Genomic DNA, 17,284 nt, shown 5'->3' with positions numbered 1-17,284 from the left:
TCGCCAAACACAAGCCATCAGGCAAGCCATTGCAATTTGGAAGCCGGCTTTGAATTTGCTAAACAATTCGATGTTTCAGAGGCATAGACAGACAACAAACCCTACGATAACGTGCCTTTAAGCCCTCCTGAGCAAATTGTCACAAGACAACGATAAAGAGAGACGGCAAGGAACCCTTTAGCATGAGCGCAGGCGCAGATTTGCTCCGTATTGAAAATCTGCGGGTCTCGTTTTCTCTTATGGGTGGCACGATTGACGCCGTGAGGGGTGCCAGCCTTCGCATTCTTCCGGGAAAAGTGACCGCGCTTGTCGGAGAATCCGGCTCCGGAAAATCCGTCATCGGCCAGACCATCATGGGCATCCACCCCAAGACGGCGCGCGTGAACGGCCGCGTGCTGTTTACCGATCCCGCAAATGCCGCAGCCGGCCCCGTCGATCTGCTGCAACTGCCGAAGGACGGCCGGGAAATCCGCGCTATACGCGGAAATCGCATCGGGCTGATTTTTCAGGAACCCATGACGTCTTTTTCGCCGTTGCATACGATCGGCAACCAGATTGACGAAGCGCTGAGAATCCACAGCATCCTGTCGCCGGCCGAGCGCGCGGAAAAAATGTATGAGACGCTCGACCTTGTAGGGTTTTCCAACCCGAAGAAGGTCGTGAACATGTATCCCTTCGAATTGTCGGGCGGCATGCGCCAGCGCGCCATGATCGCCATGGCACTGATCTGTCGCCCCGCGCTTCTGATCGCCGACGAACCGACGACGGCTCTTGATGTAACCATACAGGCGCAAATCCTCAAACTCCTGCGCGATCTCCAGAGCCGGCTGAACATGAGCATGCTGCTCATCACCCACGATCTCGGCGTGGTGGCAAACATCGCCGACGAGGTTGCCGTGATCTATCAGGGCGAGATCATGGAAGCCGGAACGGTCGACGATATTTTCAAGGCACCGAGCCACCCCTATCTCAAGGGCCTGATGGCCGCCGTGCCGCATTTCGACATGAAGCCGGGTGAGAGGCTGAAGGCGCTTCGTGAGATCACCGTCGACCACGAAAGCCTTGTCGGCAAGAAGACCGCCGCAGTGAACAAGACCCCCGGCCCGCTCTTGACCGTGGAGAATATCAGCAAGACCTTCACGACCCGGAAGTCCAGCTGGTTCAGCCGCCGCGATGCCAATGCCACCAAGGCGGTGAACAGCGTCAGTTTTGAAATCCGCCGGGGAGAATGCCTTGGCCTCGTCGGCGAAAGCGGCAGCGGCAAGACAACCGTCAGCAAAATCCTCATGCGCGCCGTTCGCCCGGATGAAGGCTCCGTGACATTTCACCGGCCGCAGGGCGATATCGACGTCCTCAATGCTAGGGACGGCGATCTAAAGGAATTGCGGTCGAAGATACAGATGGTCTTCCAGGACCCGATCTCATCGCTTTCACCGCGCATGACCGTGCGCAATATTTTGAGCGAGCCACTTGAAATCCATGGACGGGGCGATGCGAAATACCGCGCGGAAAAAGTCCGTAATCTCGTCAAGGCAATCGGCCTTGGAGAAAGCGCGCTGAACCGTTATCCGCACAGTTTCTCAGGCGGCCAGAGGCAGCGTATCGGCATTGCCAGAGCCCTGGCGTTGGGTCCCGAACTGCTGATCTGCGACGAACCCGTTTCTGCCCTAGATGTCTCGGTGCAGGCGCAAATCCTCAACCTGCTCAAGGATTTGCAGAAGGACCTCGGACTTACCTACCTCTTCATCTCGCACAATCTGGCGGTGGTGGATTACATGGCGGACCGCGTGGCGGTGATGTGCGAGGGCCGCATCGTCGAGCTGGCGCCGCGGGAAATCATGATGCGCTCTCCGGTTCACCCCTATACAAAATCGTTGCTGGCGGCCGTGCCTTTTCCCGATCTCGACCGTCCGCTCGATTTCCGCACCATCGGCAAGATCAGCGCGACGGGCAAGTTCGACTGGGGCAAGCAATTCCGCGACGAGGGTGACGGCGAAATGATCTCTGCCGATCTTGGCGATGGCCATTTCGTTCTCGCAAATGGCAATGCCGACATCAGGGAGCTTCGCTCGTGATTACGCGCCGCACCACCCTTGCCTTGATGGCCTCCGTCTTTTTGCCGACCTATGCGCGCGCTGCCTATACCGACCCCGCCTACTTCAAGGAAAAGAGGGAAAAAGGTGAGCTGCCTGATATTGCCGAGCGCTTGCCGAAAAACCCGCGCGTCATCGATATGAAGGCGCTCGGCCGGGAGCCCGGAAAACACGGCGGTTCCGTGCGCATGCTGATCGGCGGCCAGCGCGATATCCGGCTTATGCCCATCAGCAACTATGCCCGCCTGGTTGGTTACGACGAAAAATTCGAGCTTCATCCCGACATTCTGGAAAGCTACGACGTTCAGGACGAACGCATCTTCACCTTCAAGCTGCGAGAAGGCCACAAATGGTCCGACGGCAGCGATTTAACCTCCGAGGATTTCCGGTATTTCTGGGAGGATGTTGCTCTCAACAAGGAAATTCACAAGGGCGGCCCGCCAATCGAACTGCTGGTCAACAACAATCCTCCCCAGATCGAAGTCATTGACCGGCTGACGGTGCGCTATACCTGGGAAGGTCCGAACCCCGATTTTCTGGCAAAGCTCGCAGCAGCATCGCCCGCGCGGCTTTTCCTGCCCGCCGCCTATATGAAGCAGTTCCACATCAAATATCAGACCGCGGAAAACCTCGCCAAGCTCATCAAGAAGAACAAGGCGGATGACTGGAGCGGTCTGCATATCAAGATGTCGCGGCAGGTCCGTCCAGAAAATCCCGCTCTGCCGACGCTGGACGCCTGGCGCAATACGACTTCGCCACCGGCCGAACAGTTCGTTTTCGAACGCAATCCCTATTATCACCGTGTCGACGAAAACGGCCTTCAACTGCCCTATCTCGACCGGTTCCTGCTGAACGTCACCTCCTCCGACATCATCTCGGCCAAGACGGCGTCGGGTGACAGCGATCTGCAATATTTCGGCCTCGATTTCGCCGACTACACCTTCCTGAAGGATGCCGAAAAGCGCTTTCCTCTGAAGGTGAACCTCTACAAACGCTCTCAAGGGTCGCGCATTGCGCTTCTGCCCAATCTGAACTGCGCCGATCCTGTATGGCGGAGCTGTTTCCAGGACGTGCGCGTGCGCCGCGCAATGTCGCTCGCTATAAACCGGCACGAAATCAACATGGTCTGCTTTTACGGGCTGGCCAAGGAAAGCGCCGACACCGTCTTGCCGGAAAGCCCGCTTTACCGACCGGAATTTGCCGAGGCCTGGAGTGCCTTCGACCGGGCGATGGCCAACAGGTTGCTTGACGAAGCAGGTCTCGATAAGCGCGACAGCGCCGGCTACCGGCTTCTGCCGGACGGCCGTCCAGCCTATATCATCGTCGAGACCACAGGCGAAAGCACGCTCGAAACGGACGTGATGGAACTGGTCACGGACCACTGGCGGCATATCGGCATTGCGGTTTCGGTCCGCCCGACCCAGCGCGATGTCTTCCGCAAGCGTGCCATGGGCGGCGAGGTGCTGATGTCGGTGTGGATGGGCATGGACAATGGCGTGCCGACCCCCGACATGTTGCCTTCGGGCCTTGCGCCCACCGGCGACGACCAGTTGCAATGGCCGGTCTGGGGCATCCACTATCTGTCCGGCGGGCGCGAGGGCAAGGAGCCTGACCTGCCGGAAGCAGCGCATCTGCTCGATCTCCTGAAAAAATGGCGCCGAAGCGTCACCGAGGAAGAGCGCGAGGCAATCTGGCTGGAAATGCTTGGTATCTACACGCAGCAGGTATTTTCCATCGGCATCGTCAACGGCGCGCTGCAACCCGTCGTCCATGTCAAACGCATGCGAAACGTGCCGGAAAAGGCGCTTTTCGGCTTTGAACCCACATCGTATCTCGGCATCTACATGCCGGATGCCTTCTGGTATGACGGAGACGCCTGATATGCTGCGGTATATTCTCAAGCGCATCCTCGTCATGATCCCAACGCTGATCCTGATCTCGATGCTGGTCTTCACCATCATCGAATTGCCGCCGGGCGATTATTTCGAAAGCTACGTCGCCGAACTGCGCGCCATGGGCGAGACCGCAAACCTTGCCGAAATCGAGGAGTTGCGCGTCCGCTATGGCTTCGACCAGCCGGCGCCGATCCGTTACTTCCGCTGGGCAACCGGCATGCTGGTTGGCGATTTCGGTTATTCTTTCGAATATCAGCTCCCGGTAAACGAGGTTGTGGGAGACCGTCTGTGGTTGACGGTTCTGGTGTCCTTCGTCACCATCATCGTCACCTGGATTCTTGCCTTCCCGATCGGCATCTACTCCGCCACGCACAAATATAGCTGGGGCGACTACGGCCTGACCTTCCTCGGTCTGCTTGGCATCGCCATCCCCAACTTCATGCTGGCGCTGATCCTGATGTATTTCGCCAATATCTGGTTCGGTATCTCCATCGGCCATCTGATGGATCGGGAATATCTGAACCAGGCGATGAGCTGGCCAAAGTTCAAATCGATTCTCGAACATATCTGGATACCCGTCCTCATCATCGGAACGGCGGGCACGGCCGGCATGATCCGCCGCCTGCGCGCCAACCTCTTGGACGAGTTGCAGAAACAATATGTCGTAACCGCCCGCGCCAAGGGGCTTCACCCTTTCAAAGTGCTGATCAAATATCCGCTGCGCATGGCGCTGAATTTCTTCATCTCGGACATCGGCTCGATCCTGCCCGCCATCATATCAGGCGCGGAAATCACCGCCGTCGTGCTGTCACTCGAAACAACCGGTCCGATGCTCATCCGGGCGCTGCAAAGCCAGGACATGTACCTGGCCGGCTCCTTCCTGATGTTCCTTGCTTTCCTCACGGTGATCGGCGTTCTTGTGTCGGATATCGCCCTTGCCATACTTGACCCGAGAATCCGCTTCGGAGGTGGTAACGTCAAATGACTTCATCCATCCCGACATCCGGCGAAGCGCTGCCCCACTACGTTTCGACGGCGCCGTTCGACCCGTCGCTCATCGAACCCAATACGTCCGGAATGGCGGCCTTCAGCAAGGCGTCGCAGCTGCGGCTCATGTGGTGGCAGTTCCGCCAGCACAAGATCGCCGTCTGGTCCGGCGCCTTTCTGGTGGTGCTTTATCTTTCGATCCTGATCAGCGAGTTCCTCGCGCCTTACAATCTTCACACCCGCAATATCGAGCATATCTACGCCCCACCCCAGGCCATTCACCTTTTCAATGACGGAAAATTTGTCGGGCCTTTCGTCTATGGTCGGGAAATGACGCTCGACATGGACAATCTGCGGCGCGTCTACCGGGATGTGCCGACGGATATCCAGCCGCTGCGTTTCTTCTGCAAGGGCGATACCTATCATTTCTGGGGCATGATCGAGGCTAGAACCCACCTCGTATGTCCGGCCGAAGGTGGTGAAATGTTCCTGCTCGGCACCGACCGGCTTGGACGAGACGTGCTGTCGCGAATCATCTACGGCGCGCGCATCTCTCTGACGATCGGCCTTCTCGGTGTCGCCATGAGCTTCGTTCTCGGCATTGTGATCGGCGGACTTGCAGGTTATCGCGGCGGCACTTTCGATCTCATCGTCCAGCGTATCATCGAAGTCCTGCAATCCATTCCGAGCATTCCGCTGTGGCTCGCACTCGCAGCAATCATGCCGGTGACCTGGAGTCCGATCCTCGTCTATCTCGGCATCACCATCATTCTCGGCATGCTGGACTGGACGGGACTGGCGCGCGCCGTGCGCTCCAAATTGCTGGCATTGCGCGAGGAAGACTATGTTTTGGCTGCACAACTGATGGGCGCCGGCACACCGCGCATCATCGGCAGGCACCTTATCCCCGGCTTCATGTCACATCTGATCGCCTCGGCGACGCTGACGATACCGGGCATGATTCTCGGCGAAACCGCGCTGAGCTTCCTTGGTCTCGGCCTCAGGCCGCCGATCACAAGTTGGGGAATTCTGCTCACGGAGGCGCGCAGCGTCAGCGTCATTGCGCTATATCCGTGGCTTCTCATCCCGACGATTCCGGTTGTTCTCGTCATTCTGGCCTTTAATTTCTTCGGTGACGGACTACGTGATGCTGCGGATCCCTTCAGATAAAATGGAACACGCCTTGATAAACTGCTCTTCCGCCATCGCCTTTTTTGGGAAAGGCAAAAAGAGGTGTGGCCGATGACCTCCCGTCTGAACGACGCACGCATCCTCATGTACAGCCACGATTCCTTCGGCCTCGGACATTTGCGGCGCTGTCGCACGATCGCTCACGCGCTGGTGGAGGATTATCGCGGCCTCAACGTGCTTATCATTTCGGGCGCGACTATCGCCGGCGCCTTCGATTATCGCGCTCGTGTCGATTTCGTGAAAATCCCGAGCGTCATCAAGCTGCGCAACGGCGAATACACCTCCATGGACCGGCATATCGATCTTCAGGAAACACTGAAGATGCGCCGCTCCATCATCTATCACACTGCCGAAAGCTTCCAGCCGGATATCTTCATCGTCGACAAGGAGCCCATGGGTCTTCGTGGCGAGGTGGAGGAAACGCTTGCGTATCTCAAGGGACAGGGAACCAAGCTTGTCATCGGCCTCCGTGACGTCATGGATGCACCGCAGCTGCTTGAAGCGGAGTGGAAGCGCAATGACGTGATGACCAAGATCGGCAAGTTCTATGACCACGTCTGGATTTATGGCCCGCCGGACTTCCACGACCCCTTGACGGGGCTCGACGTTCCCCAGACCGTTCGCGACAAGATGGATTTCGTCGGCTTCCTGCAACGCTCCAAAACGCAGGCGGAAACCGTGGCGCACCGGCCGGAGGGCGACTATCTTCTCATCACCACTGGCGGCGGCGGTGACGGCAGCGAATTGATCGATGACGTCATCAACGCCTACCGTCATGATAGCGAACTGACACACAAGGCGCTCGTGGTGCTTGGCCCTTACATGCCGGCAGACCAGCGCCAGCGATTCATGAGCAGTGTTGCCGATATTCCGTACATCGAGATCATCGAATTCGACAACCGCATGGAAGACCTCGTTGCCGGCGCTCAGGCCGTCGTGTCGATGGGCGGCTACAACACCGTCTGCGAGATATTGTCGTTCGACAAGCCTGCCCTCGTCGTGCCGCGCACGGTGCCGAGAGAGGAGCAGCTTATCCGCGCAAGCCGCGCGTCGGAGCTCGGCCTTTTCGACATGCTTTTACCTGAGGATGCCGAGAATCCGGCAAAAATGGCGGCAGCTCTTAAAGCGCTGCCGAATCGCGCGCCGCCTTCCGTCAATTCGCAGGACCTGAAGCTCGATGGTCTGGAAAACATTTCGAAACGGATAGCCGAATGGCTGCCGCCCGAGGGCGACAAGGTGCCAATAACGCTGACGGCGTGACCGGCTCCCCGACAACCACCGCTTCAAAAGAGACACGCGCAACGTGACCGACACAAAAAAAATCGTGGTGCTCCTCAAGGGCTATCCGCGCCTGTCCGAGACTTTCATCGCCCAGGAACTTCTGGGGCTTGAAAAGGCTGGCCTTAAGCTGGAACTCATGTCCATGCGCCGCCCGACGGATAAAAAACGCCACCCCGTTCACGATGAAATCCGCGCACCCGTGACCTACCTGCCGGAATATCTGCATGACGAGCCCATCCGCGTGCTGAAGGCCCTGTGGGCATGCCGCAAAAAGCCAGGCTTCACCAAGGCGCTGCGTCGGTTTTTCAGCGATCTGCCGCATGATCTCAGCCGCAACCGCTTCCGCCGTTTCGGGCAGGCGGCCGTGTTGGCGCACGAATGGCCTGTAGATGCCGGGTGGCTGCATGTCCACTTCATCCACACACCCGCCTCGGTCGCCGCCTATACCCATCTTATCACCGGCACGCCCTGGACGATTTCGGCCCACGCCAAGGATATCTGGACCTCCAGCGACCGGGACCTTGCCGCAAAGCTGGAAAGCGCCCGCTGGGCCGTGACCTGCACCGCAAGCGGCTTTCAGCATCTTCGCACCCTTTCCGGCGTCAAACAGAATGTGCATTTGAGCTATCACGGTCTTGATCTCACCCGCTTCCCGCATTTCGACACGCCGCGTCCGCAAAGAGATGGATCGGACGCTCATGATCCAGTCAGGATTTTGAGTGTTGGACGGGCCGTCAAGAAAAAGGGCATCGATATTCTGTTGCAGGCTTTGGCCTCGCTTCCACAGGACATCCATTGGCGTTTCACCCATATCGGTGGCGGCGACGAACTTGCCGGGTTGAAAAAACTCGCCGACGAGCTTGGCATCGCCGACAGGATCGTCTGGACCGGCGCCATGGAACAGAAACAGGTGCTGGAGAATTACCGCGAGGCCGACCTCTTCGCCCTTGCCTGCCGCATCACCAGCGATGGTGACCGCGACGGTCTTCCCAATGTGCTGGTCGAGGCCGCCAGCCAGGCGCTGACCTGCATTTCCACCAATATATCAGGCATTCCGGAATTCTTCGTGGACGGTGAAAACGGCCTGCTGACGGAGCCCGAAAATCCGGTTGCCTTCGCCGAGGCTCTGCGCACGGCGATTACCGATCCACAATTGCGTGAGCGTCTGGGTAGTGCGGCGGAAAACCGTGTGCGAACCGCCTTCGACAACCGCACCAGCATTGCCGAGTTGAAGACGCTGTTCGAAACCGAGTGGGAAAAAACGCCATGACCGATACGGAAAAGCGCCCTTCCGTTTTCTTCTACGTCCAGCACCTTCTGGGCATCGGCCATATCGCCCGCGCCAGCCGCGTTGCCAATGCCCTTCAGGCTGATGGTTTCGATGTCGTTCTGGTGACAGGTGGCACCCCGGTTCCCGGCTTTCCGGGCGAAGGCATCCGCCATGTCGAATTGCCGCCGATCGCCGTTAGCGACGGCAGCTTTTCCGGCCTTGTCGATAGTTCCGGCAAACCGGTCGATGACGACTTCAAGAAGCTGCGAACGGATATGCTGATCGGCGCTTATCACGGCGCAAAGCCGGATATCGTCATCATAGAGGCCTTCCCCTTCGGCCGCAGGCAGGTGCGTTTCGAATTGCTGCCGCTTCTGCACGAGATCGAGGACAGTGAACCACGCCCGCTCGTCATGACGTCGCTGCGCGATATTCTGCAGGAAAAAACCAAACCCGGCCGGGACGAAGAAACCGTGTCGCTGGTGAAGAAACATTTCGACGCGGTGCTGGTCCACGGAGATCCGGATTTCGTCCGGCTGGAGGAGACCTTTCCCCTTGCCGGCGAAATCAGCCAGCGCGTTGTCTATACCGGCCTCGTCGCGCCGCTGCCATCGCCGGAACCGGCGGAAAAATTCGATATCGTCGTTTCCGCTGGCGGAGGTGCCGTTGGTGCAGCCCTTATCCGGGCCGCACTTGAGGCATCGCCTCTGCTGGAAGAGATCAAAAGCTGGTGCCTCATAACCGGCCCCAACATGCCGCAGGCAGATTTCGATGCGATCTCGGCGCAGGCGCCCGAAAATGTGTCCATCTTCCGCTTCCGCAAGGATTTCGCAAGCCTGCTTGCCGGCGCACGGCTTTCGGTTTCGCAGGCCGGTTACAACACCGTCTGCGATATTCTACAGGCAAAATGCCGCTCGCTTCTGATCCCGTTTGCGGCCGATGGCGAAACGGAACAGAGCGCCCGCGCCGAACGGCTGGCGCGGCTGGGACTGGCACAGGTTCTGGAAGAGAAGGAAATCTCTGCGCAATCCATGGCCGATGCCATCAGGGCGGCATTGGCCCTGCCGGGACCGGACGTGATCCACCTCGATCTCGATGGCGCCGCAGGAACGGCTAGAGCTTTGCGCCGCCTTTTTGATGAGCGGTGAGGATCGCCTTTAACTCTCGAACGGCCTCTTCATCCGTGCCCTTGCGCCCCGCGCCGGTGAAACCGAGTTTCGCCACCCGGCTTTCCGGATCGTAAAACGGAATGGCGGAACAGGATGCGTGGATCTCCGTAATGGGAAAGCGGTCCAGCAATGTCTGCACGACGGGTGGACGCACCCCGGCCCCCGGCATGATGACAATCCGCCCGGCGGCAAGCTCGGATAATCGCGCCAAGGTCTCGATGCCCTCAAGCGCCGAACGCGCGCCCCCGGAGGTCAGAATTCTCGGGAACCCCAGCGCGATAGCGGCCTCCAATGCTTCATCCATGTCGGGAACAACGTCGATCGCCCGGTGCAGCGTCATATCGAGCCCGTCGGCGTGGCGGCGCAGTTCTTCGAGCAGGGGAATATCAAGCGAGCCATCGCCAAGCGAGGCACCGAGCACCACGCCGGAAAGCCCCGCCGCGCGCGCCGCATCGATATCGCGTTTCATCACATCGGCTTCGTCGCGCGTGAACACGAAATCCCCGGCGCGCGGCCTGATCATCACGCTCACCGGCAGGGCGTAGGCCGCCGCCCGGTGCATGAAACCCGCAGACGGCGTCACACCGCCACCGGACAATGCCGCGCAAAGTTCTATTCGGTCGGCCCCACCCCTGACCGCCGCTTCCAGACCGGCCACGTCGTCCACGCAAATCTCGAGAATCATCGTAACCTCTTTCTTTTGAACATGCCGTGTTTTCGCGCCGGCTTATCCGAAAACCGCCCACACTTTTCGGTCCGACGCTCTACCTGCGGCGGCCCTTCCCATCAAGCGCGTAGAGCATGTAAACGCCGCCGAGACCCACAATCGCTCCCAGGATTGAAGTGCCTGAATAGCTCGTGACGAGCGTGCCGACGGCAAAAATCAGCGCACCCAAGCCCGCGCCGAGGAAGATGTTGACGGCAATCAGCGAGCTTCCAAGCCCCGGCCGATCCGCAATCAGTTCCTGCAGATAGGTGATCGGGATACTGATGATGGCGGCTGCGCCGAGCGCGCTGATCAAGGTCTGCGCGTAGATATGCCAAGGTGCCGTCGCGAGACCCTGCAGGATGAGGTAGATGGCATAAAGCCCCGCTCCCGCCGCAAGGGTCAGTGTTTGCGGCACCTTTTTTTCGATCCAGCCCCACAGCAGAATGAAGACGATTTCCAGCGCGGCAACGATGCCAGCGACGATACCGATATCCGCGACCGTTCCCTTTGCCTGACCCGTTATGATGAGCGAGCGGATGGAATCATTGAGATGCAGCATCGAGCAGATGAGCGCGATGGCGATGATCCGCAGCAGCACCCGTCGCTCCCCGATTTCCGCAAGTGAAGCGCGGACACCGAAGCGTGCCTGCGTGTTCACCGATGCCGGCGTCGCCGTGCGCGGCAGGCAGAAAGCGACAAGCAGAAAGCAGATAAGCGCGCAGATGCCTGAAAACAGGAAAGCCATCAGCATATTGCCGGAATTTACCAGAAAAATACCGACGATACCAGGCACCAGCACCCATGAAAGCGAAATCGTGGCCCGCATGATCGAATTCACGGCGATCATGTCGCCCGTCGAAAGATTGCGGGCATCGGCGCGCACATGCGCGAAAATCAGAGAGTTCATTGCCCCGAAAATCGGCAGGAGCAGCAGCTTCGCGGTCACGAAGGCGGTGGCATTGCCAACAAGATAAACCAGCAAATAGCCGCTGACGCCGAAAAGCGCGATCAGCAGCATGGGTTTGCGATATTCGCCGAGCCGGTCTGCAACGATGCCCATCAGGACGCTGGCGCTGACATTGATGATGGCGGCAAACAGCATCAGTAGGGAATAGACGGTGTTGCTGAGCCCGATTTCGCGAATGCCGATCACCGCCTGATAGGGGGCGGTGGCGGCATTCGAAAATCCGAAGAACAGGATGGCGAGCGCCCCGATGCGGATCGACGGATTGTTGAAAACGATGGAAAGAGCCGACGGCATGAAGGTTCGCCTGAGATGATCCGGCACGGCCGGATCGCTGAATGAAATGCTATCGAACCGCTGTCATCGCCAGCGGGCCGAAAGGATGGGTTTCGGGATATAGTTGAAATGCGGTTTCCATGGGTAAAAATCGCCATCCCGGCGGCGATTGGGGAGGTTTTCGATATCCTGATTGATAACCCCCTCCGTCAACGCCATGAGATTAGGATTGGCGATGGGCGCAAGCTCCGGCGAAAGATAACCTGACTTGACGACCAGCAGCCTTACCGCCTTCGGATCGAAGCCCAGACGGGTGAAATCCGCGATCATGTGATAGGGCCTGCGCCTTGCAGCCAGAATGACGGTAATGCCATCGATGACGACTACCGCTTGCCGCTGATCGGAAGCACCTGGATCGTCCAGTTTCAGGACCTTGGCTTCGACAGTGATGGAAGGGCTTTCGGGATCGAGACTGCCGCCGATCTTCAGGGAAAGCGCCGCGCCCTCGCCCGCCGCAAAACAAGCCTCGACCGCTGGCCTGTCGGTGATGCCGCCGATCAACGCGCCCTGCCAATTGCGCGCAATCAACGCCGCCAGAACATCGGCGCGATCGCCCACCCCGCCGCCGGTCGGATTGTCGCCGGAATCCGCCAGAATGATCGGCCCGGTTGTTGTTTTTTCCGCAATATCCATGATGACCTCGAGCGGTTCGGTCACGGGACCGAAACGGAAATCCTGTCGGGCATTCCAGTAGGATTGCGCAATCTCCGAGGCGACCGCCTGCGCGGCCTCTCTGTCCGTCCCGGTAACGACAGCGCAGGCCGTCGCCCTTGGTTCATCGGCCCAGACGTAGCCGATCATGAAATTCGCATCCCAAATGCCGGGCCGCGCGTCGTAGTCCGGCAAGACGGCATAGAGGCTTTTGGCCGGTTCATCTTCCGTGGAGGTTTTTTCACCCGGCAGGAGAACGGGGATTTTCGCCCATGCCACACCGGGCTTCTCGCCCGTTTTCAGAGCCTTGATGAGCATCGTCCACGCCCGCACCATCGTCTCGCGCACATCGATATGCGGCGCAGTTCGGTAGCCGGCGAAAATATCCAATTGGTCGATGATCGACTGGCTGACATTGCCGTGCAGGTCGTAGCTGGCGGAAATGATCACATCCGGTCCGACTACGGCGCGGGCGCTGGAAATCCAGTCCCCTTCCGCATCGTCCATTCCCTCGACATTCATCGCGCCATGCATGGCGAGATAAAGCCCGTCGAGCGGCAGGCAAGCCTTGAGACGCTCCAAGAATTCCTGCTTGAACACATCATAGGCCGCGCGCGACACGGGACCACCCGGCACCGCCCGCGCATGCAGAAGCGGCAACACTTCCGCTCCGCCTTCGCCGAGGAAATTGAAATACTCTGCTTCCAGCAACTCCGCGCCGCGAAAGACGCGAAAATCTTCCTGACGCATCAGCACCGGCGAATAGGTGCTGCATTCGGTATGAATTCCACCAACGGCAATACGCATCTCGCCTTCCTCTCAATAGACCGGGCTCAAGCGGACGATGGCGGAGAAACGCAGCCAGTCCTTCTGCGCTTTCGGCGTCCACGCCGCTTCGGCAATGGCGGGCAGCCTCGGGAAAACCAGATGGTTGAAATAGGCGCGATTGAGGAAATGCTCGGACCAGATGCAGGCCTGAACGCCTTTCATTCGCTCCTTCAATTCCTCGGGAAACTCACCGACTGCCTCGTAAGCATATGTGTGCGACGGCGGAACGGTGCCGGCCCAGCTTGCGCCCGGCTCCTGCCAGGCTTCATCCTGCACCATGTCGAGATAATAGGCCTGTCCCGGCGTCATCACGACGTCGTAGCCCTGCTTTGCAAGCTCCAGGCCAACTTCCGGCTTCTGCCAGGCCATCAGCAATGTTCCCGAGGGATCGACGCCGCCGCCGTGCGAAACTTCGTCCCAGCCGGCAAGCTGGCGGCCGCGCTCATGCAGCATCCCCTGAATACGTTTCATGAAATAGGACTGGACACCGAAGGTGCCGTCGAGGCCTTCCTTTTCCATCAACGACTTGGCAAGCGGCGAGGCAAGCCAGGAGCCATCTGCTACCTCGTCGCCGCCGATATGGATCAGCCGCGAGGGGAAAAGCTCCACCATCTCGTCGAATATCTTGCCAAGGAATTCATAGGTCGGCTCGATGGCGGGATTGAGCGCATTGTTGGGATAGCCCTGTACGGAGCGATAGCTGTCCGGCGCTTCCTGCCCATCCGTCAGCTCCGGATAGGCAACGAGAGCTGCCGTGCTGTGGCCGGGAATATCGACCTCCGGCACGATTTCGATGTTCAGTGCCGCCGCATGCGCGACGACCATGCGAACATCATCCTGCGTGTAATAACCGGAAACCGGCTCAGCCCCATTGCCGAGCTGCGGCAGAAGCGGCGCATCCGGGCCGCGCGTCGCGCCGACTGTCGTCAGCAGCGGGTAAGCCTTGATTTCGAGACGCCAAGCTTCGTCATCCGTCAGGTGCCAATGGAACCGGTTCATGCGCAGCCATGCAAGAATGTCGATCAGCCGCACGACATCACCGGCCGGATAGAATTGTCGCGAGACATCCAGATGGCAACCGCGCCAGCTGTAACGCGGCGCATCGGCGATGGTGCCGGAAACCGGGAAACGGAATTTGGTATCGGTGCGCGCGCCGTGCAGCAATTGCGCGAGCACAGTCAGGCCGTATTGCAGACCTGCAGCGGCCGAATATTCCACGACGACGGCGTCATCAGAGAAAGACAGGCGATAACCTTCAGCTTCCAGACCGCTATGTTGCTTGAAACGAAGCGGTTTGCCCTCATGAACAGGCGCGAGGCTGAAAGGCACGTGACCAACGGCAAAAAGCCTGCGGAACAGCGACGAAACAGTTTCCACCGCAAGCACTTCTTCCTTGCCTGCCTCTTCCGTCGGGAAGAGTGCGACGGGAAAGTCTTCGCCCGGCGCGGCATCGATTTCCGCAGGCCAGGGCTGGATGGCGAAGGGCAGATCGAGCTTTCCTTCAGGAAGCAGGGCTGGCGCCGGCTCGCTATGGCGCCCGTCAAGCATCAGGTCAGCGACATCAACCGCGCGATGTGTGCCGTCGGCAAGGCTGATATAGGCGGATTTCGCACCGTCTGTGCGATGGCGGGCAGGCCTGAGCAGGCCGTCAACGGTGAAACGCCACGATTTCCCGGCTTCGAGCACGAAACCCGTTGGCGGCGCAAATTCATGGAAATTGGCATTGCGGCGCAGATAGACGGCATTGCCGCAGACGGGCTTGTCGATGGTCCGCGTCAGCGACGTATAGACGATCCGGAAATCCTTCACCGGCTCGCTGGAAAGATTGAACAGGGTGAAGGTGAAGCCACCCGATGCGGAATCGTCGAGCGGATGCCATGAGTTTTCGAGACGAAATTGTGCGAGCGCCATGATGCTCCCCTTTATTGTGCTTCAAGCCCGAGAGGACTTCGGTCAGTAGTGTTCGGATTGTGAGAAAGTGCGGGCGAGCGGCGCCTGCCCTGCCGTCAGGCCGCAATCCACCGGCAGGCACACGCCGCTGATGGCCGCTGCCTGTGGCCCGGCTAGAAAAGCGACGGCGTTGGCGACATCCTCAGGCCTCACGATGCGCTGCAACGGATACCAGTGCTTCGCTTCCTCGAAGACCTGAGGATTGACTGCCGCCCGCGCTTCCCAAGCCTGCGTGCGCACGGTTCCTGGAGCAACAGCATTGGAACGGATGCCGAATTTACCGTATTCGACAGCGATCAGCTTCGTCAGATGGATCAAGCCTGCCTTTGCCGCGCTATAGGCGGGATGGCCGAACACAGCCATGCCGTTGACGGAGGTGATATTGATGACAGACCCTTGCGTGCGCTTAAGCGCGTCCTCGAAAGCCCTGAAGCAGAGAAACGGTGCTTCCAAGTTAAGGGCATTGTCCTTGCGCCATATCTCTGCGGTCGTGTCGTGCAGGCTGACGGCCCTTGCAGCACCAGCATTGTTGACGAGGGTCGCGACATCACCCAGCTCCCCAACCTCCAAGGCCAGCCTTGCAAGATCCTGCGGATCGGTGACGTCGCAGGTTTTCGAAACGAAGGCGGAACCGGAAAGCAGGGAAAGCGCATTGGAAAGGGCGTCGGGATCGATATCGACCAACACCACCTTCGCGTGGCTTTCAGAAAGCGCCGCGGCAATTGCCCGGCCGATGTCGCCCGCCGCGCCCGTTACGACGGCGACCTGGTCTTTCCTGTCCTGCATGTCATGCTACTCCTTCGAGGCTTTCCAGAGCGGGTTTTGAGGTCAAGCCGCTCTACATCTTTGTTTTTATGCATTTTCCGGGCGTGAAACCGCTACGCGGCTCACTGGAAATGCTCTAGTCACCCAGCAATTGCCGGTCGTCCGGATCACGATGCTCCACAAGCTGCTGCTTGATGTGCCGCAGGGTCACCATCGACCGCTGCCGGTGGTGATAGGCAGCTAGCGTCGCCAGAACATCAACCGCCGCCAGATAGGCATAACGCGATGATGTTGGGCGGAAGATATTGTTTCCCTCAGGCACGTTGACGGCCACCACCATATCGGCGGCCAAGGCGACGGGCGTATCGCTCTGGGTCAGCGCGATGGTGGTGACCCCCATTTCCCGCGCCAGCCTGAAGCACTTCACCAATTCCATGTTGCGGCCGGAAAAGGAGGATCCGATGATGACGTCTTCCTTCCGCGCAGCGGCAGTCATCATCAATTGCATGCTGTGATCGGCGCTGGTCGAAACGCGCAGGCCAAGGCGAAACAGCCGGTTCTGAATTTCCGAGGCGATCATCGAGGAATTACCACCGGCTCCAAACGCGTAGATCATGCCGCTATTGGCAATCCGGACGGCCGCTTCGTCGGCGAGGGCGGGATCGAGCGTCTTGTGCAGCAGGAAAAGCGCCTCCTGCGCCTTGGCAAGCACTTCCTCGGCGACGTCCGACGGGCCTGTGCTTGTCGGTTCCGAGGTGAGGTAGCGGATGCCGACATAAGCGGTCTTGGCAAGGCTGACCTTGAAATCCGAAAAGCTCTGGCAACCCAGACGGCGGCAGAACCGCGTCACGGTTGGCGGGGAAACCTCGGCGCGGGCGGCAAGCTCGATGATCGATGCATTGACCGCAAACTCGAAGTCCGAAACCAGAATATCGGCGATCCGCCGCTCCGATTGCGAGAACTGTCCCCTGTCGTCTTGAATCTTTGCGAAAATATCCATGCTCACCGGTCTCCGTTCCGCCAAAACTTAAGGCTTGGCCCCGTTTCCGATGCACCTTAATCCGAGACGCCCGTCAACCGTACACACCCATGAATCGACCATGTTTCGCCCCGTTGACGACACGCCGGACACCTTTGATCTGAAAATTATTTTCTCTGTTGATTGCGGGATGAGCATATGCCAACAATCTTCGCC

The 17,284-nt window shown here is 59.1% G+C and carries 13 protein-coding genes; 7 read left to right on the top strand and 6 right to left on the bottom strand.

The window, feature by feature from the left end; all coding sequences use genetic code 11:
- Positions 1-182: 182 nt before the first annotated feature.
- The 7 genes from ACQZ6D_RS24835 (at position 183) to ACQZ6D_RS24805 (ending at position 9,865) form a co-directional block, all read left to right on the top strand.
- Positions 183-2,075 (top strand): ABC transporter ATP-binding protein, encoded by a 1,893-nt coding sequence (locus ACQZ6D_RS24835; protein WP_025594512.1) that lies wholly within the window; start codon positions 183-185, stop codon positions 2,073-2,075.
- Positions 2,072-3,973, top strand: a complete 1,902-nt coding sequence (locus tag ACQZ6D_RS24830) for an ABC transporter substrate-binding protein (RefSeq protein ID WP_019566081.1) — start codon at positions 2,072-2,074, stop codon at positions 3,971-3,973. The genes ACQZ6D_RS24835 and ACQZ6D_RS24830 overlap by 4 nt, the downstream gene beginning before the upstream one ends.
- Position 3,974: 1 nt before the next feature.
- Positions 3,975-4,973, top strand: a complete 999-nt coding sequence (locus tag ACQZ6D_RS24825; RefSeq protein WP_003516797.1) for an ABC transporter permease — start codon at positions 3,975-3,977, stop codon at positions 4,971-4,973.
- On the top strand, positions 4,970-6,145 hold the full coding sequence (locus tag ACQZ6D_RS24820; protein WP_003516796.1) for an ABC transporter permease: 1,176 nt from the start codon (positions 4,970-4,972) through the stop codon (positions 6,143-6,145). The genes ACQZ6D_RS24825 and ACQZ6D_RS24820 overlap by 4 nt, the downstream gene beginning before the upstream one ends.
- Before the next feature lie 72 nt (positions 6,146-6,217).
- Entirely contained in the window at positions 6,218-7,426 is a 1,209-nt protein-coding gene (locus ACQZ6D_RS24815) for a glycosyltransferase family protein (RefSeq protein WP_003516795.1), read from the top strand.
- A 43-nt stretch (positions 7,427-7,469) separates the two neighbouring features.
- On the top strand, positions 7,470-8,717 hold the full coding sequence (locus ACQZ6D_RS24810; RefSeq protein WP_065703411.1) for a glycosyltransferase family 4 protein: 1,248 nt from the start codon (positions 7,470-7,472) through the stop codon (positions 8,715-8,717).
- Entirely contained in the window at positions 8,714-9,865 is a 1,152-nt protein-coding gene (locus tag ACQZ6D_RS24805) for a glycosyltransferase family protein (protein WP_065703409.1), read from the top strand. The genes ACQZ6D_RS24810 and ACQZ6D_RS24805 overlap by 4 nt, the downstream gene beginning before the upstream one ends.
- Here the strand turns inward: ACQZ6D_RS24805 and ACQZ6D_RS24800 are convergent.
- The 6 genes from ACQZ6D_RS24800 to ACQZ6D_RS24775 form a co-directional block, all read right to left on the bottom strand.
- Positions 9,831-10,571 (bottom strand): copper homeostasis protein CutC, encoded by a 741-nt coding sequence (locus ACQZ6D_RS24800; RefSeq protein ID WP_025594519.1) that lies wholly within the window; start codon positions 10,569-10,571, stop codon positions 9,831-9,833. The genes ACQZ6D_RS24805 and ACQZ6D_RS24800 overlap by 35 nt on opposite strands.
- A gap of 79 nt (positions 10,572-10,650) precedes the next feature.
- Positions 10,651-11,856, bottom strand: coding sequence for an MFS transporter (locus ACQZ6D_RS24795; protein ID WP_065703407.1), 1,206 nt, complete (start codon positions 11,854-11,856; stop codon positions 10,651-10,653).
- A gap of 63 nt (positions 11,857-11,919) precedes the next feature.
- Positions 11,920-13,353 carry a M81 family metallopeptidase gene (locus tag ACQZ6D_RS24790; RefSeq protein WP_065663006.1) on the bottom strand — a complete coding sequence of 478 codons (1,434 nt, stop codon included), beginning with the start codon at positions 13,351-13,353 and terminating at the stop codon, positions 11,920-11,922.
- A gap of 12 nt (positions 13,354-13,365) precedes the next feature.
- Positions 13,366-15,285, bottom strand: a complete 1,920-nt coding sequence (locus ACQZ6D_RS24785) for a beta-N-acetylhexosaminidase (RefSeq protein WP_065703405.1) — start codon at positions 15,283-15,285, stop codon at positions 13,366-13,368.
- Between the two features lie 42 nt (positions 15,286-15,327).
- A complete protein-coding gene (locus ACQZ6D_RS24780) occupies positions 15,328-16,110 on the bottom strand; it encodes an SDR family oxidoreductase (RefSeq protein ID WP_065703402.1) in 783 nt (260 codons plus the stop codon).
- A 115-nt stretch (positions 16,111-16,225) separates the two neighbouring features.
- Positions 16,226-17,089, bottom strand: coding sequence for a MurR/RpiR family transcriptional regulator (locus ACQZ6D_RS24775; protein ID WP_003516783.1), 864 nt, complete (start codon positions 17,087-17,089; stop codon positions 16,226-16,228).
- Positions 17,090-17,284 lie beyond the last annotated feature (195 nt).

Source organism: Agrobacterium sp. 22-3639C2, assembly GCF_053522105.1.
This window is presented reverse-complemented; position numbering and strand designations above follow the sequence as displayed.